Genomic DNA, 20,681 nt, shown 5'->3' on the forward strand with positions numbered 1-20,681 from the left:
CGGCTACCGCGTGCCCAGGAACAGCTGGACGTCATCCGGAGCCGGCACGGTGGCCTGCCCGGAAGCGACCTTCTCGGCGATGTAGCGCTGCAGGTCCCCCAGCGTCCCGATCGGCGGGGCGTCCTCGGGCCGGGTCGATCCCAGGCCGAACAGATCCTCCAACGCGAAAGCGAGCTCGATCACCAGCAGGGAGTTGTACCCCAGATCGGCCACCAGCGACAGATCCGGTGAGAGCCTCTCGTCGCCGTCGGGCGCGATGTCGCCGACCAACTGCGCGACGATCTCCTCCACCAACTCCTGTTGCGTCGCGGCGGCGCCGGCCGGCACCAGGTCCCGATCAGTCATCGTCCTTCTCCCCTCGGGATCAGCGGTGTGCGGAGGGAAGCATCAACGCCAGCTCCTCCAGGTGCCGGCGGACGCCCTCGGTAAGCAGGCCCAGCCGCGCCAGCGCGGACACGATCTTGGCGAACATCAGCCTGCGGAAGTCCCGCATCACGGGGTCGGTCAACGCGTACTCGACGCCGACCGCCGGGGCGACCCCGACTCGCTCCCAGATCTCTTCCAGCCGGAAGCGGCGTGACATCAGCAGCGCCGCCTCCTTGATGAATTCCTCCCGGTCGGCGATCTCCCGCGAGGTGAGGTCGTCGTAGAGACCCTGCAGGGCCAGTACGCCGAAGGCGACGTGCCGGGCCTCGTCGCGGGCCACCAGATCGGTGATCTGCCGGATCACCGGGTCGAACGAGGTCGCGTGCCCGAGCCGGAACACGGCCAGGGCCAGACCTTCCACGATGATCTGCATCCCGAGGTAGATGATGTCCCAGCGATCCTCGGTCACCACGTTGGACAGCATGCTGCGCAGCGCCGGGTTGATCGGGTAGTGGTGGCCCAGCCGCTCGACGTACATCGAGAACGCCTCGACGTGCCGGGCCTCGTCGACGACCTGCGACGCGGCATAGAACTTGTCGTCCAGGTCGGGCACGGTCTCGACCAGCCGCGCGGTGGCGAGGAGGGCGCCCTGCTCCCCATGCAGGAACTGGCTGGTCATCCAGGAGTGGTACTCCCACCGGTACATGTCCCACATATCTTCCGGCAGCGGAAACCCGGCCGGCCGGCGCGCGTGGGAGCCACGCAACTCCGTCGTGGGGCGCAGCGGAGCGCCGAATTGCATTTGCGGCGTCCAGTCGATGTCGGTGACGGCGTTCCACTGGGCGGCCTTGCCCTTTTCGTAAAGGGCGCGCAGCTTGGGGGACTTGGTGCTGTAGTCCCAGTCGAACCGGGTGGTGATCGAGGACTTGACGGCCAGGATCCGGTCCGGCCCGAAGTCCTGGCTCGGCGACGAGGCGACCGGGCTCATCGCATGCTCTCGATCAGCGAATCGATGCTGTCCGCATCGGGCAGTTCGGCGTCGCCGCCCACCACCTTCTCAAGCAGGAAGGCGGCCAGGTCGCCGACCGTACCCACCGGTGGTGCCTCGCCCATCGTCGCCGGGTCCATGACGAACAGCTCCTCCAGGATAAAGGCAAGCTCCACCAGCCGGAGCGAGCTGAATTCGAGGTTGTCCATGAGGTGGTCCTCCGATCGCACGGCCATGGCCGGATCGGGCGCCCAGGCGGAAACCACACGCACCACCGTCTCGTGCACCGTGGCACGGACGGAGGGATCGTCGGCGGTCTCCGCGGTGGAATTCGTCATCCTTGGTCCCTCCGCTGTCGGCTGGTCGGGCACGTGATCACAAGCGCGCCGGCTCGGTACGGCCGCCCGTTTCGGCCGCCCCCGCGGGTACTGCCGCCGGATCGCCGGAGTCCCACCACACGCGGGTTTCGATGTCGTCGTCGACCAGCCTGCGCCACATCGCCCGACGCATCGGTTTGCCGCTGGTGGTCCTCATGATCGTCCCGACCGGCACGCCGAGCACCAGGACCCGGATGTCGTTCAGATGACGCATGACCGCCGCGCCGATCCGCTGGGCGGACGCCGGGGAGGGTTCCCTCTCCATCAGCACCACCGCGGTGTTCCGGCCCTGCAGACCGCCCACCAGAGCCACCGTCCGGGTCGGGTACGGCGACACGGCCGCCGCCCGTTGCTCGATGTCCTCGGCGAAGAACCAGCGCCCGAACTGCTTGATCGAGTCGCCCAGCCGACCCACGACGTACAACTCCCCGTCGTGCCGGAATCCGGCGTCTCCGGTCGTCAGCGTGCCGTCGGCGGTGATGGCCGATCCGCCCGTCCCGCCGGTGTAGCCCGCGGCGATCGACACGCCGGACACCTCGATCTCGCCGAGCGTGTCGTCCCCGAGGGCCTCGCCGGCCTCGCCGCGGAGTTGAACGGACATGCCGTCCAACGGTTCCCCACAGCTCACGAGGGTGGTTCCCACCGCCTCGTCGGTCGTGACCCGGACGGCTCCGCCCATCGTCAGGCTCGACGGGTCCACCGTCACGCTGCGCATGGGCGATCCGGCCCGCCGGCCGGTGATGGCCAGCGTCGCCTCGGCCATGCCGTACGCCGGGACCAGGACATCGGGCCGGAGCCCGCAAGGGCTCAACAGGTCGGTGAAGGACCGGATGACGTCGTGGTCGATACGCTCGGCGCCCACCACGGCGGTGCGCCAGCCGGTCAGGTCGAGGCCCTCGAGGTCGGCCGGCCGCATCCGCCGAACCACGTGGGCGAGGCCCAGGTTCGGGGTCGCGGTGACGGTCCCCTGCCCGGGACTGAACGACCGGACCCACCGGGCGGGCGACTGGACGAACTGCTCCGGCCGCATCATCCAGATGTCCAAGCCGGAGTCCAGGGGGAGCAGCAGCGTGCCGACGAGTCCCATGTCGTGATGCATCGGCAGCCAGGTGGAAAAGGAGTCGGTGGTCTCCAGTTCGAGCCAGTGACGCATCGCCGTGACGCTCGCCTGCAGCGACCGGAAGGGTATGCGAACCCCTTTCGGCGCGGTCGTCGATCCGGAGCTGTGCTGAATCAGGGCGATTTCCGGAGTCTGCGGCCCCGCATCGCTCAACGGGGTCGCGGCGGTGGTATCGGTAAGGATTCGCACGGACAACTCGTCGGCAATCGGACGGAGTCTGCGCCCAACCGTTTCGGTGCCGGTGACGACGCGAGCACCGGCGGACACGAAGACCTGTCGCGCCTTTTTGAGGTAGCGATTCTCCTCGCCCAGGGCAACCGGCGGCGCGACCGGTGCCGGTGTCGCACCGATCAGCAACGCGCCGAAGAAATCGGCAACAAATTCCGGTCCGGCGGATCGGGCCACGGCCACGACGTCGCCCGCCGTCACGCCTGCTTCACGTAATTGCCAGGCCGACCGACGAGTCATCGTCGCGAGTTCGGAGTAGGGGGTGAATATCCATTCGGAGACGTCCGTACTAGCTAAATGCAGTCCCCGGTCCGAAGACGGATCCACGAACCAATTCCACAGCGGCACACGCCACCTCCTGAGCGGTCCGGAAACAGTGATCGAACGGCGAACCGGTCGGCGCCGCTGCCGATGCTATTCGAACCGCGACAATGTGTCGCCTGGCGCGAACCGGTCCGTTCAAGTGCTCAGGACGGCCAGTTGAACACCCCGGCCATTCCCCGGTCACCCCGACAGCCGGCGCTCCGTCATGGCGACTGTCGGGTAGACCTCGGCGCCCCGATGTGTCATGGCCACGAAGTGACGCTTGTGCAGTGGCCAGAGCAGGGCCTGCGGCGACCGGTTCACCGGCCACCGGGACGGATCGATGATCTGCCACCTGATAAGCGCGTTGAGCAGGAACGGATCGGCCGGCCACCAGGCGTCTTCGAGCTGACACTCGATCCAGGCGTGCGGGGTCGCGTACGGCGGGGCGACGAAATACCCGACCGCCGTACGGACCGGCAACTCGCGCTCCCGGGCCTGCCGGAGCAGGTGCATCGTCGCGGCCCGGCAGTCGGCCAGGTTGGTCTCGGCGACGAACCCGAGGTCGTCGGAGAGGGCCACCGGCAGCAGGTGGAAGCGAATGTCGAGAACGGACGCGAACAGGTCGGTGAAGGGGTCCCCGAAATAGCGCAACCCACCGGGCAGTCCGATCTCGCACGAGTAGACTCCCGAGCGCACCGCACGGACCCGCGCCGCGCCCTGGAACTCGGGGCTCAGGGAGAATTCGCACGGTTCGGCGTGACCGGGATCGGGACAGCGAGCGGCCACCTCGAGCGTGTAACCGATCGACCGGCAGGTCGGCGTCTCGGCCAACGCTTTGGACCACCACCGCATGGCGAGCCGACGTGGGCACGGCAAGCCGAGCGATACGCCGACATTCGCCATGTCCCATTTATCGAACCGCATTTCCTCGCCGGTGCCCCGATGGGGCAGGCCGAGGTCGAGAAGCTGCTGAAGCAATGCGGCCCTGATGCGGTGATGAATGCGCACGTCGGACAGATCCTCGGTGAACTCGCGCGCCCCGTCGGGAACCAGAAGTATCCGTTCCATGACTTCGACGACGCTGTTATCCGTGGTGATCGCGACACCTCCAAGTCTGCTGCATCGTGTCGTAGCATCCTCGAAGTGCGTGCGGCAGGTGTCAAAAGCCGGATTGCCCGGTGCGTATCTGCGACGAAGGAGTACGACCATGCCTGTGGCCGATCGGCTGCATTCGGTATTCGTCACCGCCCTGGAACTCGTCCCGGACGACGACGTCGAGCATCTACAGCACCGCGATCATCCACGTTGGGACTCGCTCGGCCATCTCGCCCTGGTCGTGGCGATCGAGGATGAGTTCGAGGTGGAACTGACAAGCGATCAACTCATCGGGATCTCGTCCTTCGCCGCCGCGCTCAGCACGTTGCGCGAGCTCGGAGTCCGTGATTGACCGGGATACGGGAGACGAGAATGTCGTTGTTCGGATGGCTGCACGACCCGCCGGCTGATCGCGGCCTGCGGATCTTCGACCCGGAGACGGGGACATGGCCGCTGCGGCCGTACCCGGAGATCGCCGAGCTGACCCTGCGGGCCGCGGCCGGGCTGCGCGAATCGGGCGTGCGCCGTGGTGACGTGGTCGTGATCATCAGGCCCTCCTCGGCGGAGTTCGTCGCCGACTTCTTCGGCGCTCTGCTCCTGGGCGCCACGCCGTCACCGGTCGCGCCGCCGAACGCCGCACGCGACCGGACGGCCTACCTGGAGCATGTCCGGCGGGTGATCGGTCTGGTCCGGCCCGGGGCGATCGCAACGACACCCGACATCGGCCGCTTGCTCGGTCCCGCGGGCGGGGAGCCACCGTGGACCTGTCCGATCGTCACCGGGCCGGCCGCCGGCAACGCACCGCTCGATTCCCCCACGGCGCCGCCCGAGATCGGGCTCCTCCAGTTCAGTTCCGGTTCGACCGGACGTCCCCGGGGGATCCGGATCTCCCTGGAGGCGCTGCAGACCCACGTCCGCACCCTCTACCGATGGTTGAACCCCACGTCCGAGCTGACCTACGCCAGCTGGTTGCCGCTGCACCACGACATGGGGCTGGTCGGGTTGCTCCTCCTGCCTCTGCACTGCGCGGCCGACCTGTGGCTGATGGAGCCGGCGGAGTTCGTCCGGGCACCGATGCGGTGGCTGTCCTGTTTCGGGCCGGACGGTCCCACCGGCACCGCGACTCCGACCTTCGGCCTGGAGCACCTGACCCGCCGGGTCCGGCCGCAGCAGCTCGAGGGAGTCGACCTGAGTCATCTGCAAACCATCATCGTCGGCGCGGAGCGGGTGGAACCGCGGGCGGTCGAGGCCTTCCTCACCAAGTTCGCGCCGACCGGACTGCGCCGCAGCACGATCGTCCCGGCCTACGGCCTGGCCGAGAGCACGCTGGCCGTGACCGGCGTGCCGGCCGGAAACGGCTTCCGGACCCACTACTTCGATCCGTCCTCGCTGGCACTGGGTGAGGCGGTCCGGCCGACGACCGATCACGACGGCGCCCATGGACTGCTCGGCTGCGGCAGCGCCCTGCCGGGAGTGAGCGCCCGGGTGGTCGACGAACAGGGCGCCGAGGTCAAGGAAGACGTTCTGGGTGAGATCGAGATCAGCAGCGAATCCTTGTCGGTCGGCTGCCTCACCGAGTCCGACGGCGACGTGCCCCTGCGCAATCCGCTGCGCACCGGCGACGCCGGCTTCATGCACGACGGCGAGCTGTTCGTGGTCGGCCGTCTGGGCGACGGGATCAAACAGCTCGGGCGCTGGCATTTCGCGGAGGACGTCGAGAAGACCGTGGCCGCGCTGCTCGCCCGACCGCAACGAACCGTGGCGCTGCTCGGCATGCTGAACGACCGGCCGACCGTGGCGGTGCTGATCGAAGGAAAGGTGGCCGACCCGGAGGGGATCGGCCGGTCGGTGGCGCAGCAGTCGCCGGGAATGCGGGTCATGGTGCTCTCGGCTCCCTCGGCCGGCTTCCACCTCACCACCAGCGGTAAGCCACAACGGCACTCGATGTGGCGGACGCTCACCCGCGGCGGATACGACAAGTACCGGGTCTGGGACTCGAACCCGATCGCGGCCCGCCCGGCGCCGTCGATGGAGCACGTGTTGCAGGTGCTGCGGGAGCGGGCCGGGGCCGCCGACCGGGACGGCGCGTTCCCAGTCGAGTCACTGGCCGCTCTGCGCGCGGCCGGCCTGATGGGTCTGCTGGTGCCGACCGAGTACGGCGGGGCGGGCGGCACGTTGACCGACTTCACCGAAACCGCGCAGCAGCTCGCCTCGGCCTGCCTGTCAACAGCGCTGATCTGGGTGATGCACTGCCAGCAAGTCCTCACGATCGTTCGGTTCGGCACCCCGGCGTTGCGCGCGCGCATCCTGCCGAGGGTCGCCGCCGAGGGCGCCTACCTCGGTTCGGTCACCGCCGAGCGGGCGACGGGCGGCACGCTGCTGCGAGCGGACGAGTCGCTGATCGCCGTCCCGGCGGGGTACCGCGTCACCCGCAGCGCTCCGGTGGTCACCGGCGGCGCCCACGCGGACGGCTACCTGCTGAAGATGCGTACCTCCCCGGACGCCCCGGCGCACGACGTGACCATGGTCTACCTCGACCGAACGCAGGCCGAGGTGGAGACCGGTCCGGGCTGGGACGCGCTGGGGATGCGCGGGACCGAGAACGTGGCGATGACGCTGCGCGGTGTCGTGCCCGCGGATCAGATCGTCGGCGGGCTCGGGAACTTCCGGCAGGTCACGGTCGAGACCTTCGCCCCGGCCGCCCACCTCGGGTGGTCGGCCTGCTGGCTCGGCGCCGCCCGGGCCGCCTTCTCGGCCCTGCTGCGTGAGGTTCGCACCGGTGGGCGCGTCCGTCTCGACGTGCGGTCCGACCTGACGGCCACCCGGATCGCCGACATCCGCCGCCGCCTGGAGGTGGTCGGTTCCTACCTGCACACCACACTCGCCGAGGTGACAGATCTTCTCGAGCGCGGATTGTCGCTGGAAGCGCCGGCGGTGCAGATCCACCTGAACATGCTGAAGGTGATCGCATCGCGAGAGACCTATCGGGCCGCCGACGCGATGATCTCCCTCGCCGGGCTCAGCACGGGATATCTCAAGGACTCGACGATCCCGCTCGAGCGGCTGCTGCGGGATCTCCGGGCAGCGAGCCTGACGTTTGACGACAGCCGGCTCGACGTGGCGAGCGGCGCCCTCTGCCTGCTCGACCCGGCGGTACGGACGGCCGGCACGGTGCCGGGCCTCGGGGCGAAGGAGTAATTCGATGTGGAACGACGAGTTCGAGCAGATCATCCGCCGATACCTGGTGCTGCCGGCCGAGCAGCCCTTGCCCGCCGACGCCCAACTGGCCGGCCTCGGACTGGATTCGCTCGGCACGGTAAGCGTGCTCATGGACCTCGAGGAGGCGTTCTCGGTGACTTTCACCGACGAGCAGCTGGTTCCGGAGACCTTCGCCACCGCGACCGCGCTGTGGGGGGCCTTGTCCGAGTTGCCGGTGGCCGCCGGATGAGTGCCGGGACGGCCGGGCAAGAACACCGGGTGGCCGAGATCATGGATCGGTTGACGCTGGTCCCCGACGACGCTCGCCGCTTCGAGGTCTCGCTCGCGGAGGCCGACCGTCTCATGCGGCTGCCCGCGGACCTGATCGCGTCGATGACCGGAGCCGGGCTGAGATGCCGGCCGTCACCGGGTGGGCCGCTGTTCGACCGCACCGACCTCATGAACGTCTCGATGCACCTCGGCACCGGATCGGCCGCCATGGCCGCCCGGCGGTTCTGGGCGGCGGGACTCAACCCGCCGCCCCAGGTGCGCTCCCGGCCGACCACGATCTACTACCAGCCCCGGTGCCCGGACCCGGACCATCCGGGCTCCTGCCGTTTCGGTGTGGCGACACCCGGCGGCATCCTCGAGTGCCGCGGTGAACCGGGGGGACGAGCACCGGTGGCGGAGGTGACCGTCGAAATCGCCTCCGACTGGCCCGCGCTGCCACCCCAGGTGACCGCGGTGCTCGATACCACTGCCGGGCTGCACTTCATGTTCCTTCCCCCGGCCCTGCGTTCCGACCTGGACTTCGCCGTCCGGACCGGCCTGTGTGCCTGCGAAGGCGCCGCTCGCCTGCTGGCCGACGAAGGCACCCGCCGGGGACTGCGGGCACGGACCCGATTCGGGCTGATCGTCGCGCCGCCTTATTCCACCCACCACAACTGGGCGGAGTTCCTCGTGGACGACCGGTGGGTCCCGGTGGATCCGGTGCTGCTCGATTCGATGCTGAACTGGCAGCTCCTCCGGCCGGACATCTGGCACCGGAACCGGTCTATCGGCCCGGTCGTGGTGGGGCTGTCCGATCAGCGGGTCGCGCTGGCCACGCACAACGGATCGCCGGCGGCGGTGAGCCTCTCGACCCGCAGGCTGGCACCGGTGCACCGAGGGATTCCGATCCCGGCCGGGCCGGACGCCGCGAGCCGGTAAGGCGGACGCTTCCGACACTTTCTGGGCAATTGGCGAGGTGCAGGGAACTTCATGATCACCGACATGAGCCCACTCGTGGCTTCACCGCCCATAGAGCCACTCGCGCCACAAATTTCCAGGCCATAGCCCCGCCCTCGGACCAACCAATCGGCCCGCCCGCCGATCAGTGTTGACCACGCTCGATGTCCGTGTAGTATTCTGCATCAGGTCAATGCAAGATCCAACGCGGGGGCGAGTGGATCTCATCTGTCGACACAGAACGTCTACTCCCCCATGCAAATGAACGCCATCGCCAAGGCTTTCCAAAACCTCGGGATGACCGAATTTGTCAATCGCATTCCGCATTCAAGTTTTTCTCGGGGGAGAAATGCAGTATGCAGAACGATCAAGCAGGCCCATTAAGCTCCGCGCCTTCCAGTCCACCGGTCATCGGGCAGGATTCACTGGAGATCGCCTGGGAAGCTGACCGGACGAAGATCGAGAAAGTCTCCATCAGCGCCATCCTGCCGGCCGACTCGCCGCGGCTGACCGGCGAGGATGCCGAGCACATCCAGCGGCTGGCCGCCAGCGACGCAAAACTGCCACCGATCGTCGTGCACCGGGCGACCATGCGGGTCATCGACGGCATGCACCGGCTGCACGCGGCTTGCGAACGGGCGCAGGAGGTCATCGACGTCCGCTTCTTCGAGGGCTCCGACCACGACGCTTTCGTGCTCGCGGTGAAGCTCAACGTCGAGCACGGTCTCCCGCTGAGCCGAGCCGACCGGACGGCCGCGGCCCACCGGATTCTCACCATGTATCCGGCCTGGTCAAATCGCTTGATAGCGTCCGTCACCGGCCTGTCCGCCGGCACGATCAAGTTGTTCCGCCACAAGTTCGGAGCAACCGCGAACGCGACCGTCCGGGTCGGGCGGGACGGTCGGCACCGTCCGCTCGACGCGGTGGCCGGCCGCCTCGCCGCCAGCCGCGTCGTCACCCGCCGGCCCGATGCGTCACTTCGGGAGATCGCCCGCGAGGCCGGCGTGTCCCTGGCCACGGCCCGGGACGTACGGGAACGGATTCAGCACGGAGAGGACCCACTGCCGCCGCTGCACCGCGCGCGGAACCCGACCGCCGGCGCCGACGGCCCGGAGGTCGCGGCCTGGGCGCCGGCTGAGCCGGCTGACATCGCCGACACCGTCCGGCCGGCCCGGGCCAAGACCTCGACGAACGAGGCGCCGGCCGGTCACCGCCCCACGCGCCGCGGCCACCTGACCGTGACCCGGCTGACCGAGGACGAGCCGGATGTCGCGGTCACCCTGAACAATCTCGCGAACGATCCGTCCTTGCGATTCACTGAATCGGGACGGCGACTGTTGCGCTGGCTGTTCGCCACGTCGAAGCCGTTGAAGGACTGGTCGGACATAATCGACAGCATTCCACCGCATTGCAGCTACATGGTGGCCGAGTTGGCCCGGCAATGCGCGGAGGAATGGCTCGGCTTCGCCGCCGAGATGAAAGCGATAACCGATCGGGCCGGATGACAGAACATCCCGCGAATGTACGGTCAATTCGACCGGGACGGCATCGTCCGGCCCGCCGTTTCACTTTATTTCGACGCCGCGGAAATCCATGGTAAAGATGGAACAACGCGGCCTCGACCATTCACCTTCGCAGTTTGCTGAGTGGACGGGTGTGGCGTGATCACATGTGATGTCATCGACAGTTCGCCGATATTCCTTTCCGGGCTCACCAGAGTCCTGCAGGAAGCAGGGATCGAGGTTCTCAGCGCTGAGACCTCGCTGGGCGACCAGCCGTGCCGGTCGGCACAGGTGCTACTGATCGACGCGATCGTGGTACGGCCGCCCGGTTCGGCCGCCCGACTCAACCGGGAGACCGCCGGACGTGGGGTCCTGATCATGTACTCCGAGGCGCCGGACCCGAGCCTGAGCGAGCTGTGCGGGGTGTACGGGCTGGTGAGCAAGTCGGAGCCGGGACCCGTACTGATCGAAGCGGTGCGCGAGGTCGCCTGCCGACGGCCGTGGCCGCCGGTGCACACCATCGGGACAGCGCCGGCGGCAGCCGTCCGGACGCTCCCCGGCCAGCCGTTGTCCGAACGCGAGGAGCAGGTCCTGTCCCAGATCTCGCACGGCCTCACCCACAATCAGATCGCGACGCGGCTCGGGATCAGCCCGCACACGGTGGACACCTACGTCCGGCGTATCCGGGCCAAGCTGGACGCCGGCAACAAGGCGGAACTCACCCGGGCCGCTCTCCTCCTCCGGCTCGCCGGATGAAGGGGCCCAACTCCCCCGGCCGGGACAACGACGAGTTCGCGTTGTACACGCAGGGGCCACCCGGCACGGCCGCGGATCCCCTGGCCAGTCTCACCGAGGCGGCCCGTCTGGCCGATCATTACGGGTACACGGGCATGCTGCTCTTCTACAATCACCGGAGCCTCGAGCCGTGGCTGCTGGCTTCTGCATTGATCCACTGCACGCCCCGGCTCGTTCCCCTGATCGCGCTCCAGCCGTACGCCGTTCCGCCGACGGCGGCCGCGAAGATGGCCGCCACCCTGGCGAAGCTGTACGGCCGTCGAATCGACATCAACCTGATCGCCGGAGCCGATCCGGCCGAGCTCGCACAGATCGGTGACACCACCGAGCACGACGCCCGCTACGCCCGTGCCACCGAGTACGTCCAGGTCCTCCGCAACGCCCTCGAATCGGACGAGCCGTTCAGCCACGCCGGCGAGCACTATCGATTCGATCGGCTCTTCCTCAACGCGTTCCTGGAACCGGGCCTACGTCCACGGGTGCTCGTCGCCGGTTCCTCCCCGGCCGGACGGGAGACCGCCGCGGCCGTCGCCGACGTCACCGTCACCCACCCCGACCCGGTGGGAACGTTCAGCCGGGACTTCGCCGCCACCGCACCACCCGGCGCGGGCATCGGCATCCGGATCGGTGTGCTCGCCCGTCCGACGGCTGAGCAGGCGTGGAACGAGGCCCGCGCACGCTACCCGATCGACCGGGCCGCGATCGTCCGCACCCGGCTGAAGCAGAAGTCCCCGTCCGAGTGGACCAGGAGGCTGGCGGTGCTGGCCGCCGGTGCGGAAACCTACGACGAGGTCTACTGGACCGGCGCCTTCACCAGCGGGGCCTCCTCGTTCCCGCTGCTGGTCGGCGACTACGAACAGGTCGGCGCGTATCTCGGCCAGTACCACGCGGCCGGCGTACGGACGGTCCTCGCGGCCGGCGTCAACACCGCCGACGACTACCGGCACGCGGACCAGGTCTTCAGCCGCTTCCGCGACGGGCGGCAGCCGTCCGCCTTCAGCAAGCTACGAGAGTGAACTCGAACATGTCGTTCACGCCGGTCCGGAGGTAGTCGGCGCACTGGCTGTAGTACCTGAGATGCCGGTCGACGTCGCTCGCGGGACGCAGCCGTACCGCCTCGTCCCGATTCGCGGTCAGATTGACCACGAAGTGCTCCAGCGTTCGCACATAGTGCGGCGCCAGCGATGCCGAGACCTGGACGTCGAATCCGGCGTCGGCGGCGGAACGGATCATCGCGTCCTTGGCGAGGACGCGGAACATGGGGCGGTCGGCGGTGACCGCGAGAACGACCATGACACCACCGGGCTGCAGGAGGGTCCGGCAGTGCGGGAAGAACTCCCGCTTGGCGGTGAAGTTCTCGAAGGCGTTCACGCAGATGATCCGGTCGACCGGCTCGGCGAACGATTCCCAGTTCTGGACCCGGAAGTCGACCCGGGCCGCTCCCGGCAGGCGGGCCAGCCGCTCGCGGGCGTACTCGTCCTGGTCCGGGTCCAGCGTGATCCCGACGACGTCGGCTCCAAGGTCCCGGGCCGCGGTGATGGCCGCCGCGCCCCATCCCGAGCCGACGTCAAGCAGGCGATGACCCCGCTCCACCCGGCAGTGCGTCAGGACTGTGTCGATCTTCGTCCGCTGCGCCTGCGCCAGTGACATGTCAGCAGTCGTGAAGTAGCCCGACGAGTGGTTGAGGTCCGGATCGAGATACAGGCGGGCGTACGCCGTCCCGGATCGGTCCACGGCGCTCACCACGGCGGTGCCGTGGCCGCGACCGGGTCCGGCGTAGGCGGACGTCGGCACAGGAATCTGAACATTCCTCGATGCTAGGAACTGGTGCACCGCCGGCCACGTCGCCGGAACTCGTGACACGACGTGTCCGCAGCATGCCGTTACTGTCGCTGAATCGAGGTAGATCACCAGCTGAGAGGGACGAACGGTGGTGCGACAGCAGTCCGGCACGGACTCGGAGACTCTGGTCTGCGAGCTGGCGGGCCAGTTCCTGAAAGGCGGCCGGCTGCCGTCCGCCGACTGCCGCCGGTTGACCACCGCCACGCCCGCCGCGCTGTACAGCGATGCGGACTTCGCCGCTCTCGCCGTCGAACGGCAGCTCGAGCCGGGTACCGACGACGGTTCGCGACGTCCCGGCGCGCGCCTCCGCGAGGTCGAGCTGCTGCCCGGCAACGATCGTGGGCGCGTCCTCGACCTCATGTGCGGAGTGGGCAACTACCTCGCCGCGATTGTCGACGCGGGCCAGCGCTACCGGTCCTATCTCGGTATCGATGTCAGCACCGCGGCATTGGCGGTGGCCCGATCGCGGTATCCGGCCGGTCCGATCCGATTCGTCCATGCTGACGTGTCGGAGGACGACACTGCTCTGGAGCCCTGCGACACGGTCCTGCTGACCTATGAGGCACTCAACCACGTCGACTTCGACGCCGCCCGCCGGTTGTTGCGGCGGGCGGCGGGCGCACTCGCGCCGGACGGGCACATCCTGGCCGATCTCGCGCTTGCCGACGGACTGCCGGCAAGTCCCTTCCGCACCGCGGCGGAACTCCCGGACGGCTACCGCGCCGGTGATCCGGGGCCGTGCGTGGCGGTGGTGGAGGGGGTCCCGACCCGGGCAGCACCCGGCGTCTCGATCGCCTACCGGGTGCACCACCTCGCCGGCGACCGGTGTCTGTTCCACTTCGGCTACCGGCAGTGGTATCCCACCGCGAGCACGGTCGCCCGGATGGTCGCGGCGGCCGGGCTCGTGGTCTCCGGCGAGCATCGGCTTCACGGCCCGGCCGGCGACGAGCCGGACGCGGCACACCGGGCCCGTCACTTCGTCCTGGCCCACCGATGACCACTACTAGTGCGGGAGTACTGCGGTGACGCAAACGATCCTGCCCGATCCCTACTGGGCCAACATGATTCTCGGCCGGCTGGTCCACCTGCACGTCACGCTGGTGGAGGAGCAACTCCACCAGGACCATCGTGCCGAGGTGGAGGTTCTGCTGCGGGACCGTTCGACGGCGGCGACAGTGGCCACGTCGCTGGACTCGGCCCTCCCCCGGCATCGGGTTTTCGCCCGACTGCTGCGGGACATGGCGGGCACGGGACTGGCGGGCAGCATCGAGCTGCACGAGCTGGTCGAGACGATCGAGGTGAGCACCGACGGCACTGGCCGACCGTGGTCCGTGCTGGTGTGCGCCGACGGTTCCGCGGCGCCGGCCCGAAACGGCATCGCGCGTGCCCTGACCCACATCGATGAACTGACCCTCGGCATCCTTCCTCGGATCGGCCTGGGCATGATCGGGGTCGGCTCCCCGCCCCGGCAGTTCGCCGGAGCGCACCGGGAGACCCTGTTCCTCACCGCCGAGCAGTGGGAACTGCCCACGGCGGATCTTGCCGAGTTGGTGCTCGCCGGCGCGGCCCGGGCGATCGTCGGCCAGTGGGCCGGGAGCGAGACACGCGCCTACGGCCTTGCGGGGCTACCGCCCAGCGTCCCCGCGCTGGCCCGTGACTTCGCCGTAGGAGTGTGCACCGAGGCCCGGCGCCGGGCCGGCGCCCCCAGAAACACCTGGTCCGGCCCGGAACCGGTGCAGGAGCCGAGTCTGCCGCTCGTCTCCGAGCTGGTGCGCTGCTGGTGGCCGGCATCCGGGCGGGCGCAGCACATCTTCAATTCCCCGTTCGACTACCTGACGAGCTTGGAGCCGGCACATGCACGTAGCTGAAACGCTGACTGTCAGCAGCATCCAGGGCTTTCTGGACCCGATCGATCTCCTCGATCTCGACGTCGCGTTGCGCGAGGTTCGCGACGACGTCGACCGCGGCCGGCTCAGCGCCACGGCGCGTGCCGAGTCGGTCCACAGCATCGACGGGTTCACCACGGCGCAGGCCATGGCGGTCTACGAGCCGCAGGGGCGCGACGAGCTGATGTCGCTGCCGGCGGGAGTGACCGCGGTTCTCGATCGCGCCGCGGCGCGGGCGCTCCCCGGACTCCGGACAGTTCTGCCGTCGGCGCGGGCGATGACCTACTGGACCTTCGTGAGCTACACCGAGGGCCAGTTCATCTCCCCCCACATCGACCTCAGCGACAACGACCCCGATCCGGACCGGCCGAAGGTGGCCGGGCTGAGCATCTGCCTGACCGACATCGCCGACTACCGCGGCGGCGAGTTCTTCGTCGAGACCGCCTGCGATCCGGACCAGTGGATGACGAACGGCACCGGGACGCCGCGGGTCCGGGCCGAGTGCGACGAGTCGTCCGAGTGGTACCGGCGGCAGCCCCGGACCCGCTGGCGTTGTCGGCCCAACCGTGGTGACGCGGTGCTCTACGGCTCCCAGATGACCCACGGCACCGAACCGGTCACCGCCGGCCGGATCGAGAAGTTCATTGGATTTGTCACCGCCTGACCTGTCCCCGTCCCGAAGCAAAGGAAGTGGGAACCGCCGTGCGCGTACGAATGGCAATCCAGCTCGCCGCCGAGAACGAGAAGATGTCGGACTTCGAGCGGCTCACCACCATCTACTGGGCGCTGTCCGGAGCGCTGCACTACCGGGTTCCCGGAGCGGTCGTCGAGCTGGGTTGCAATGCCGGACTCACCAGCGTCTGGCTCGCCCAGATCATCCAGGATCTCGACCCCGCCCGAGAGCTGCACCTCTTCGATTCGTTCGAGGGGCTGCCCGCGCCCGGTGAGCTGGACACCTACCTGGACAAGGGGGATTGCTCGGCCGCACGGTCGGAGGTCGAGGCGAACTTCGCCACGTGGAAGCTGCCCCAGCCGCGGATCCACCCCGGCTGGTTCGACCGGACCCTGCCGGAGAGCTGCCCGCCGCAGATCGCCTTCGCCTATCTGGACGGCGATTTCTACGACTCCATCATGACCAGCCTGGAGAACGTCTACCCGCGCCTCGCGCCGGGTGGTGTCATCCTCGTCGACGACTACTGCGACCTGGACGCGAATCCGCGGGCCTGGAACGGTCTGCCGGGCGTCAAGAAGGCCTGCGACACGTACTTCGGCGTGGGCTCGCCCCTGCTCGAGGTGGTGGGCGGCACCGGTGATCTCAGCTTCGCCGCGATCCGGAAGCCGCTCGGCGATGAGTGACGCTCGCAGATATCCCTTCATCGTCCTCGAGGGAACGGACGGCAGCGGCAAATCCACCCTGCGCCGCCTGCTCCACGACCGGCTCAACGCGACCGGGCCGAGCTGCTTCATGGTGGGCCAGTTCAGCTGGCTGGACCCGGATGCCGGCCGGGTCATCATGGCCGCCCGCACCCAGCGCACCGGGTACAGCCGACGGGATCTCCGCGAGGCCTACGCCACCGACGTGCGGCTGCACCAGCTGCACAACATCCGGCCGGCCCTGGCAACGGTGCCGGTGATCGCCGACCGGTACATCTACAGCCACGCGGTCTATCACGAGGTCCTCTGGGGCATCCCGATGGAGGAGACCCTGCGTTTCCACCGCGAGAGCGACATGCTGCGGCCGGACGCGGTCATCTTCGTCGACACGGACGCGGACATCGCCAGCCGACGGGTCGTCACCCGCGGCCAGAACCCGCGGCCGCACGAGAACGAGCCGACGCTGCGGCGCCTGCACCGTGCTTACCAGGAGCTTTTCCTGGATGGCCGGCTCGGTGATCCGACGCTCAACGTGATCCGGGCCGAGAACACGGAGACGGCTGCCGCGGAGACCCTGGACGCCATCATGCCGCGAATCAGGGCGCTGTTCCCGGCGGACGACGCCGTAGCCCATCACCATCTTCGGGAGGGTGCGGTGCAACATGTCTGACCTCGATCTCGACCTCGATCTGCCGGCCGCCCACTTCGCCCGGTTCCTGGGTACGCGGGGGCTCCCGGTCAACCGAACTCTCGCCTTCGCCGGACTGAGCACCCTGGTGGTCGTGGACGCGGCCGCGCTACCGGACGCGAAGGACGACCTGGCCGTGGTCAAGGGGCTGTCCGGCTATTACCACGTCATCGAGCACACTCCGCCGGAACTGCAGCCGGGCGTCTACGGCTACTACTGGTACAAGCGATACGGACCGGAACAGCACGAGATCTGGCGCACCGCGTTCGCGTTCGAGTTCGGCACGCTGACCCGGTTGTCCGGGGACCCCAACTGGGTCGAGGTGTGGTCGGGCGACATGCATGCCGAGGTCCCCTACTACGTGATGCGGCACTACCCGCGGGGATCGCTCGCGGCGCACGGTGCGGCCCAAGGGTGGCAGTTCCCGGCCGGCTTCCTGATGCGGACCGTCACGGACATCGCCACCGGGTTGGCGACGCTGCACGGGCTCGGCGTCGCGCACCGGGACCTCAACGCCGAGAACGTCCTGCTCACCGATGACGGCGGAGCGGTCGTCGGCGACCTCGGCTGCGCCCGGGATCTGCACGCCGCGAGGAGCGGGCCGCAGCGCAAGCCCGACGAGTTCCACTGGCCGCCCGAGTATGCCGAGGCCTACGACCGGGCCGGCGTCGAAGCGGACGTCTACTCCTTCGGTGTCATCCTGCACCAGATGGCAACCGGCCGCGCACCTCGCCACGGGGCACCCCCGTGCGCCGGCCGCGCCGCCTCTCGAGGCCTTCCGCTCGAGCTGGGCGCTCTGGCCGACGCCTGTCTCGAATACCTCCCGGAGAACCGGCCGAGATCCATGGTGGACGTAACGCGCGTGCTACACACGCTCTGAATAGATCGAAGGAGAAAACCATGGAGTATCGACCGTTGGGCCGTTCCGGCCTGAAGGTCAGCAAGTTCTGCCTGGGTGCGCAGAACTTCGGGATTCCCGGGGTGACTGACGTCGCCGAGGCGGAACGGTTGCTGGCAGCGAGCCTCGACGCCGGCATCAACGTCATCGACACGGCCGACATCTACGGCGAGTCGGAAGCGATCATCGGGGACTACCTGAGCCGGACCGGCCGGCGGGACGACGTCGTGCTCGCCACCAAATTCGGCGTCAAAGGCCTGACCACGGACCCCAACGGCAAGGGCGGTTCCCGCCGCTGGGTGCGCCGATGCGTCGAGCGCAGCCTGCGCCGCCTGAAGACCGACTACATCGACCTCTTCCAGTTCTACCGCTTCGACAAGTTCACCGACATCGAGGAGACCCTCGGCGTCCTGACCGATCTGGTCCGCGAGGGCAAGGTCAATGCGATCGGCATGTCGACCTTCCCGCCCGAGCTCATCGTCGAGTCGCACTGGGTCGCCGAGAAGCGCGGCCTGGTGCGCTTCCGGGCGGAACAGTCGCCCTACTCGATTTTCGCCCGGGCGGTCGAAGGTCACCTGCTGCCGACCTGCGAGCGCTACGGCATGGGCGTCCTCGCCTGGGGCGCTCTCAACGGCGGCTGGCTCAGCGGTGCGTACCGGGCCGGGCAGCCGATGCCGGCCGACTCGCGAGCCGCCCGAATGAATATCGATGTCGCGCACCCGGGCGTACAGCACAAGCTTCAGCTCGTGGAGCAGCTGACCGAGCTCGCCCGATCGGCCGATCTCACGTTGCCCCAGCTCGCGCTCGGTTTCGTCACCGAGCATCCGGCCGTCTCGTCGGCGATCATCGGCCCGCGCACCGTCGCCCAGCTGGACCAATGTCTCACGGCCGCCGGGACCAGGCTGAGCCTCGACGTGCTGGAACAGATCGACAAGTTGGTCGAGCCGGGTACGTACGTGGATGCGTCGCCGGGTTCATGCATGAGCTCGAACCGGGGCGACTCCGGTTTCACCGCCGAGCCGTTCCGCAAACCCGCGCAGCGGAGGCGGCCCCGGTGAGCCAGGATCCGGCGGGCGACATGTCGCCGCACGAGGAGCAGCAGGACGGCAAGAAGGTCGTGCCGAAGGTGGTCGCGTTCGTCCTGCACGGCGATGAGATCGCGGTGTTCCGGCAGGACGACGAGGACTCGGGATTGCAGGTTCCGGCGGGCACGCTGCGCGACGGCGAGGAGCCGGCGGCGGGTGCGCTGCGGGAGGCGGTGGAGGAGACCGGCTTGAACGGTCTCGAGGTGACGGCGTTCCTGGGCCGCTACCAGTTCGACATCTCGCCGATCCGGGAGGAGATCCAGGACCGGTTCGTCTTCCAGCTGAGCGTGCCGCTCGGCCAGGAACGGGAATGGATCAACTACGAGATGCACGACGGCGAGCGGCCGCCGACCAGACTCCGATTCTCCTGGCTGCCCCTGGGCCACCCGGAGCTCTCGGAGTTGGTCGTCGGGCAGGGCACCTTCCTGAATCTGGTCCATCCACGCGATGCGGCGGCGGGTGACAGCGCATGACCGACGTCGTCGGCGACCGGTTGGTGCCTCGGGCCGGGCTGGACCGGCTGCCCGCCCAGCACCGCACCGCGGTCGAGTTGCTGCTGCTGCTCAGCCGGGTCTCGCCGGGCCCGGAGGTCGGCGCGGCGGCGGAGCAAGTGATCAAGGAGGGAGTCGACTGGGACTTCTTCCTCGCGCAGGCACGCCGGCACCGGGTGATCGGCCTGGTCGCCCGCAACTTCGAGCGGCTGCTGCTGTGGGAGCTCGACGCCTTCCTGTATGCGTCGGCTGAAACGTTCCGTGCGGTCCATCTCTACCACCAGGCCCGCAACGCCACGCTGCAGCGGGAACTGACCGAGTTCATGCCCAGGATCGCCGCCGAGGTTCCCGGGGTTCTGATCCGGAAAGGGCTCTACCTGGCCCAGCACATCTATCGCGATCTCGGTTCCCGGCCGATGGCGGACATGGACCTGCTCATGACCCGCCGCGACGCCCGCCGGGCGACGGAGATCCTGAACGACCTGGGGTACGCCATGGGCGACACCACCCCGGACAGCCGCCGGGTGGAGCCGCTCCCGCCGAACGAGATGGCGTTCTGGCGAATGCACGTGAACAACCTGCCCCCGATGTTCCGCACCACCAGCGACCCGTACGTCCGCGAGTTCATCGTGGATATCAGTGTGGGCCTCTTCCTGCCCCGCGCGGGCTTCACCGTTCCTACCGAGGAGGTGCTCGGCCGGGCGGTGCCGGCGCACTTCGGCGATGTGGACATCCTCGTGCCGGCGCCCACGGATCTCGTGCTGGACCTGTGCGCGCACCTCTACAAGGAGTCCACCACCCTGCGTTACCTGCACCGGCTCAAGCATCAGCGCCTGATCCAGTACTGCGACCTGCGGGAGACGCTCGCCCGGCTGGGCGGCCCCGACTTCTGGGACCGCTTCGCCGCGCTGGTACGTCAGCACGGCGTCGAGTTGGTCGCCTACTACGCACTCGCCCACCTGGAGATGCTCTTTCCCGGCACGGTTCCGCCCGCTCTGCTCGACGATTGGCGTACCGGCGCATCGCCGACGTTCTTGGACGAGTACGCCACGGTGGATCTCCCGGACCCGCTGGTGTGGGAGAGCGATTTCCTCAACCGCACCTTCGCCGCGGAGACCCGGCCGAACCTGCCGGCCTCCAGTTCACCGGTATAAAAACCATTTGAATAGCCGGACCGAATGCCGGTCCGGCTATTCTTCATGCCCTTTTTCAAGC

Annotated in this window: 22 protein-coding genes; 16 read left to right on the forward strand and 6 right to left on the reverse strand. The window is 68.6% G+C overall.

Annotated features, from left to right (window positions below; genetic code table 11):
- Positions 1 to 3 precede the first annotated feature (3 nt).
- The 5 genes from Afe05nite_RS25375 to Afe05nite_RS25395 all read right to left on the reverse strand — a co-directional run bounded on the left by Afe05nite_RS25375 (position 4) and on the right by Afe05nite_RS25395 (position 4,594).
- Entirely contained in the window at positions 4 to 345 is a 342-nt protein-coding gene (locus Afe05nite_RS25375) for an acyl carrier protein (RefSeq protein WP_203819700.1), read from the reverse strand.
- Between the two features lie 19 nt (positions 346 to 364).
- Positions 365 to 1,354 carry a ferritin-like domain-containing protein gene (locus tag Afe05nite_RS25380; RefSeq protein WP_203819701.1) on the reverse strand — a complete coding sequence of 330 codons (990 nt, stop codon included), beginning with the start codon at positions 1,352 to 1,354 and terminating at the stop codon, positions 365 to 367.
- Entirely contained in the window at positions 1,351 to 1,692 is a 342-nt protein-coding gene (locus Afe05nite_RS25385; protein ID WP_203819702.1) for a hypothetical protein, read from the reverse strand. The genes Afe05nite_RS25380 and Afe05nite_RS25385 overlap by 4 nt, the downstream gene beginning before the upstream one ends.
- 37 nt (positions 1,693 to 1,729) lie before the next feature.
- Positions 1,730 to 3,427 (reverse strand): AMP-binding protein, encoded by a 1,698-nt coding sequence (locus Afe05nite_RS25390; protein WP_307835649.1) that lies wholly within the window; start codon positions 3,425 to 3,427, stop codon positions 1,730 to 1,732.
- A 156-nt stretch (positions 3,428 to 3,583) separates the two neighbouring features.
- Complete coding sequence (locus Afe05nite_RS25395) at positions 3,584 to 4,594, reverse strand: transglutaminase-like domain-containing protein (RefSeq protein WP_203819704.1); 1,011 nt, start codon at positions 4,592 to 4,594, stop codon at positions 3,584 to 3,586.
- On the opposite strand from Afe05nite_RS25395, the gene Afe05nite_RS25400 reads away from it, so the two are divergent.
- The 7 genes from Afe05nite_RS25400 (at position 4,593) to Afe05nite_RS25430 (ending at position 12,218) form a co-directional block, all read left to right on the forward strand.
- The gene (locus tag Afe05nite_RS25400; protein ID WP_203819705.1) at positions 4,593 to 4,832 is read left to right on the forward strand and encodes an acyl carrier protein; all 240 of its coding nucleotides are present in this window, start codon (positions 4,593 to 4,595) and stop codon (positions 4,830 to 4,832) included. The genes Afe05nite_RS25395 and Afe05nite_RS25400 overlap by 2 nt on opposite strands.
- Positions 4,833 to 4,852: 20 nt before the next feature.
- The gene (locus Afe05nite_RS25405; RefSeq protein ID WP_203819706.1) at positions 4,853 to 7,678 is read left to right on the forward strand and encodes an AMP-binding protein; all 2,826 of its coding nucleotides are present in this window, start codon (positions 4,853 to 4,855) and stop codon (positions 7,676 to 7,678) included.
- Positions 7,679 to 7,682: 4 nt separating this feature from the next.
- Complete coding sequence (locus Afe05nite_RS25410; protein ID WP_203819707.1) at positions 7,683 to 7,928, forward strand: phosphopantetheine-binding protein; 246 nt, start codon at positions 7,683 to 7,685, stop codon at positions 7,926 to 7,928.
- Complete coding sequence (locus Afe05nite_RS25415; RefSeq protein WP_203819708.1) at positions 7,925 to 8,887, forward strand: transglutaminase-like domain-containing protein; 963 nt, start codon at positions 7,925 to 7,927, stop codon at positions 8,885 to 8,887. Before Afe05nite_RS25410 ends, Afe05nite_RS25415 begins: the two co-directional genes overlap by 4 nt.
- 374 nt (positions 8,888 to 9,261) lie before the next feature.
- Positions 9,262 to 10,410 carry a ParB/RepB/Spo0J family partition protein gene (locus Afe05nite_RS25420; RefSeq protein ID WP_203819709.1) on the forward strand — a complete coding sequence of 383 codons (1,149 nt, stop codon included), beginning with the start codon at positions 9,262 to 9,264 and terminating at the stop codon, positions 10,408 to 10,410.
- A gap of 156 nt (positions 10,411 to 10,566) precedes the next feature.
- Positions 10,567 to 11,163, forward strand: coding sequence for a helix-turn-helix transcriptional regulator (locus tag Afe05nite_RS25425; protein ID WP_203819710.1), 597 nt, complete (start codon positions 10,567 to 10,569; stop codon positions 11,161 to 11,163).
- Positions 11,160 to 12,218 carry an LLM class flavin-dependent oxidoreductase gene (locus tag Afe05nite_RS25430; RefSeq protein WP_203819711.1) on the forward strand — a complete coding sequence of 353 codons (1,059 nt, stop codon included), beginning with the start codon at positions 11,160 to 11,162 and terminating at the stop codon, positions 12,216 to 12,218. Before Afe05nite_RS25425 ends, Afe05nite_RS25430 begins: the two co-directional genes overlap by 4 nt.
- On the opposite strand, the gene Afe05nite_RS25435 is transcribed toward Afe05nite_RS25430, so the two are convergent.
- Positions 12,199 to 12,936 (reverse strand): class I SAM-dependent methyltransferase, encoded by a 738-nt coding sequence (locus tag Afe05nite_RS25435; protein WP_203819712.1) that lies wholly within the window; start codon positions 12,934 to 12,936, stop codon positions 12,199 to 12,201. The genes Afe05nite_RS25430 and Afe05nite_RS25435 overlap by 20 nt on opposite strands.
- Positions 12,937 to 13,132: 196 nt before the next feature.
- Here Afe05nite_RS25435 and Afe05nite_RS25440 point away from each other — a divergent pair, with 196 nt between their 5' ends.
- Genes Afe05nite_RS25440 through Afe05nite_RS25480 form a run of 9 tightly spaced genes read left to right on the forward strand, consistent with a single transcriptional unit; the run spans position 13,133 to position 20,620 of the window.
- Positions 13,133 to 14,041 carry a class I SAM-dependent methyltransferase gene (locus Afe05nite_RS25440; protein ID WP_203819713.1) on the forward strand — a complete coding sequence of 303 codons (909 nt, stop codon included), beginning with the start codon at positions 13,133 to 13,135 and terminating at the stop codon, positions 14,039 to 14,041.
- 25 nt (positions 14,042 to 14,066) lie between these two features.
- Positions 14,067 to 14,912, forward strand: a complete 846-nt coding sequence (locus tag Afe05nite_RS25445) for a hypothetical protein (protein WP_203819714.1) — start codon at positions 14,067 to 14,069, stop codon at positions 14,910 to 14,912.
- Positions 14,899 to 15,594, forward strand: coding sequence for a 2OG-Fe(II) oxygenase (locus tag Afe05nite_RS25450; RefSeq protein WP_203819715.1), 696 nt, complete (start codon positions 14,899 to 14,901; stop codon positions 15,592 to 15,594). The genes Afe05nite_RS25445 and Afe05nite_RS25450 overlap by 14 nt, the downstream gene beginning before the upstream one ends.
- 38 nt (positions 15,595 to 15,632) lie before the next feature.
- Entirely contained in the window at positions 15,633 to 16,286 is a 654-nt protein-coding gene (locus tag Afe05nite_RS25455) for a TylF/MycF/NovP-related O-methyltransferase (RefSeq protein WP_203819716.1), read from the forward strand.
- Positions 16,279 to 16,974: a dTMP kinase gene (locus Afe05nite_RS25460; protein ID WP_203819717.1), complete on the forward strand. Its 696-nt coding sequence runs from the start codon at positions 16,279 to 16,281 to the stop codon at positions 16,972 to 16,974. Before Afe05nite_RS25455 ends, Afe05nite_RS25460 begins: the two co-directional genes overlap by 8 nt.
- A complete protein-coding gene (locus tag Afe05nite_RS25465; RefSeq protein WP_203819718.1) occupies positions 16,967 to 17,872 on the forward strand; it encodes a protein kinase in 906 nt (301 codons plus the stop codon). Before Afe05nite_RS25460 ends, Afe05nite_RS25465 begins: the two co-directional genes overlap by 8 nt.
- 20 nt (positions 17,873 to 17,892) lie before the next feature.
- Positions 17,893 to 18,948 (forward strand): aldo/keto reductase, encoded by a 1,056-nt coding sequence (locus Afe05nite_RS25470; RefSeq protein WP_203819719.1) that lies wholly within the window; start codon positions 17,893 to 17,895, stop codon positions 18,946 to 18,948.
- On the forward strand, positions 18,945 to 19,448 hold the full coding sequence (locus Afe05nite_RS25475) for an NUDIX hydrolase (protein ID WP_239118180.1): 504 nt from the start codon (positions 18,945 to 18,947) through the stop codon (positions 19,446 to 19,448). Before Afe05nite_RS25470 ends, Afe05nite_RS25475 begins: the two co-directional genes overlap by 4 nt.
- Entirely contained in the window at positions 19,445 to 20,620 is a 1,176-nt protein-coding gene (locus Afe05nite_RS25480; RefSeq protein WP_203819720.1) for a nucleotidyltransferase family protein, read from the forward strand. Before Afe05nite_RS25475 ends, Afe05nite_RS25480 begins: the two co-directional genes overlap by 4 nt.
- Positions 20,621 to 20,681: the final 61 nt, after the last annotated feature.

It is taken from the genome of Paractinoplanes ferrugineus, assembly GCF_016862195.1.
In the GTDB taxonomy this organism is placed as follows: Bacteria; Actinomycetota; Actinomycetes; order Mycobacteriales; family Micromonosporaceae; genus Actinoplanes; species Actinoplanes ferrugineus.

Excerpts from the sequence above, each read along its gene's own strand:
- Afe05nite_RS25380 (WP_203819701.1), bottom strand. The coding sequence starts at position 1,354 with ATGAGCCCGGTCGCCTCGTCGCCGAGCCAGGACTTCGGGCCGGACCGG.
- Afe05nite_RS25395 (WP_203819704.1), bottom strand. The coding sequence starts at position 4,594 with ATGGTCGTACTCCTTCGTCGCAGATACGCACCGGGCAATCCGGCTTTT.
- Afe05nite_RS25410 (WP_203819707.1), top strand. The coding sequence starts at position 7,683 with ATGTGGAACGACGAGTTCGAGCAGATCATCCGCCGATACCTGGTGCTG.
- Afe05nite_RS25480 (WP_203819720.1), top strand. The coding sequence starts at position 19,445 with ATGACCGACGTCGTCGGCGACCGGTTGGTGCCTCGGGCCGGGCTGGAC.
- Afe05nite_RS25420 (WP_203819709.1), top strand. The coding sequence starts at position 9,262 with ATGCAGAACGATCAAGCAGGCCCATTAAGCTCCGCGCCTTCCAGTCCA.
- Afe05nite_RS25405 (WP_203819706.1), top strand. The coding sequence starts at position 4,853 with ATGTCGTTGTTCGGATGGCTGCACGACCCGCCGGCTGATCGCGGCCTG.
- Afe05nite_RS25460 (WP_203819717.1), top strand. The coding sequence starts at position 16,279 with ATGAGTGACGCTCGCAGATATCCCTTCATCGTCCTCGAGGGAACGGAC.
- Afe05nite_RS25415 (WP_203819708.1), top strand. The coding sequence starts at position 7,925 with ATGAGTGCCGGGACGGCCGGGCAAGAACACCGGGTGGCCGAGATCATG.
- Afe05nite_RS25385 (WP_203819702.1), bottom strand. The coding sequence starts at position 1,692 with ATGACGAATTCCACCGCGGAGACCGCCGACGATCCCTCCGTCCGTGCC.
- Afe05nite_RS25465 (WP_203819718.1), top strand. The coding sequence starts at position 16,967 with ATGTCTGACCTCGATCTCGACCTCGATCTGCCGGCCGCCCACTTCGCC.
- Afe05nite_RS25375 (WP_203819700.1), bottom strand. The coding sequence starts at position 345 with ATGACTGATCGGGACCTGGTGCCGGCCGGCGCCGCCGCGACGCAACAG.
- Afe05nite_RS25450 (WP_203819715.1), top strand. The coding sequence starts at position 14,899 with ATGCACGTAGCTGAAACGCTGACTGTCAGCAGCATCCAGGGCTTTCTG.
- Afe05nite_RS25470 (WP_203819719.1), top strand. The coding sequence starts at position 17,893 with ATGGAGTATCGACCGTTGGGCCGTTCCGGCCTGAAGGTCAGCAAGTTC.
- Afe05nite_RS25400 (WP_203819705.1), top strand. The coding sequence starts at position 4,593 with ATGCCTGTGGCCGATCGGCTGCATTCGGTATTCGTCACCGCCCTGGAA.
- Afe05nite_RS25430 (WP_203819711.1), top strand. The coding sequence starts at position 11,160 with ATGAAGGGGCCCAACTCCCCCGGCCGGGACAACGACGAGTTCGCGTTG.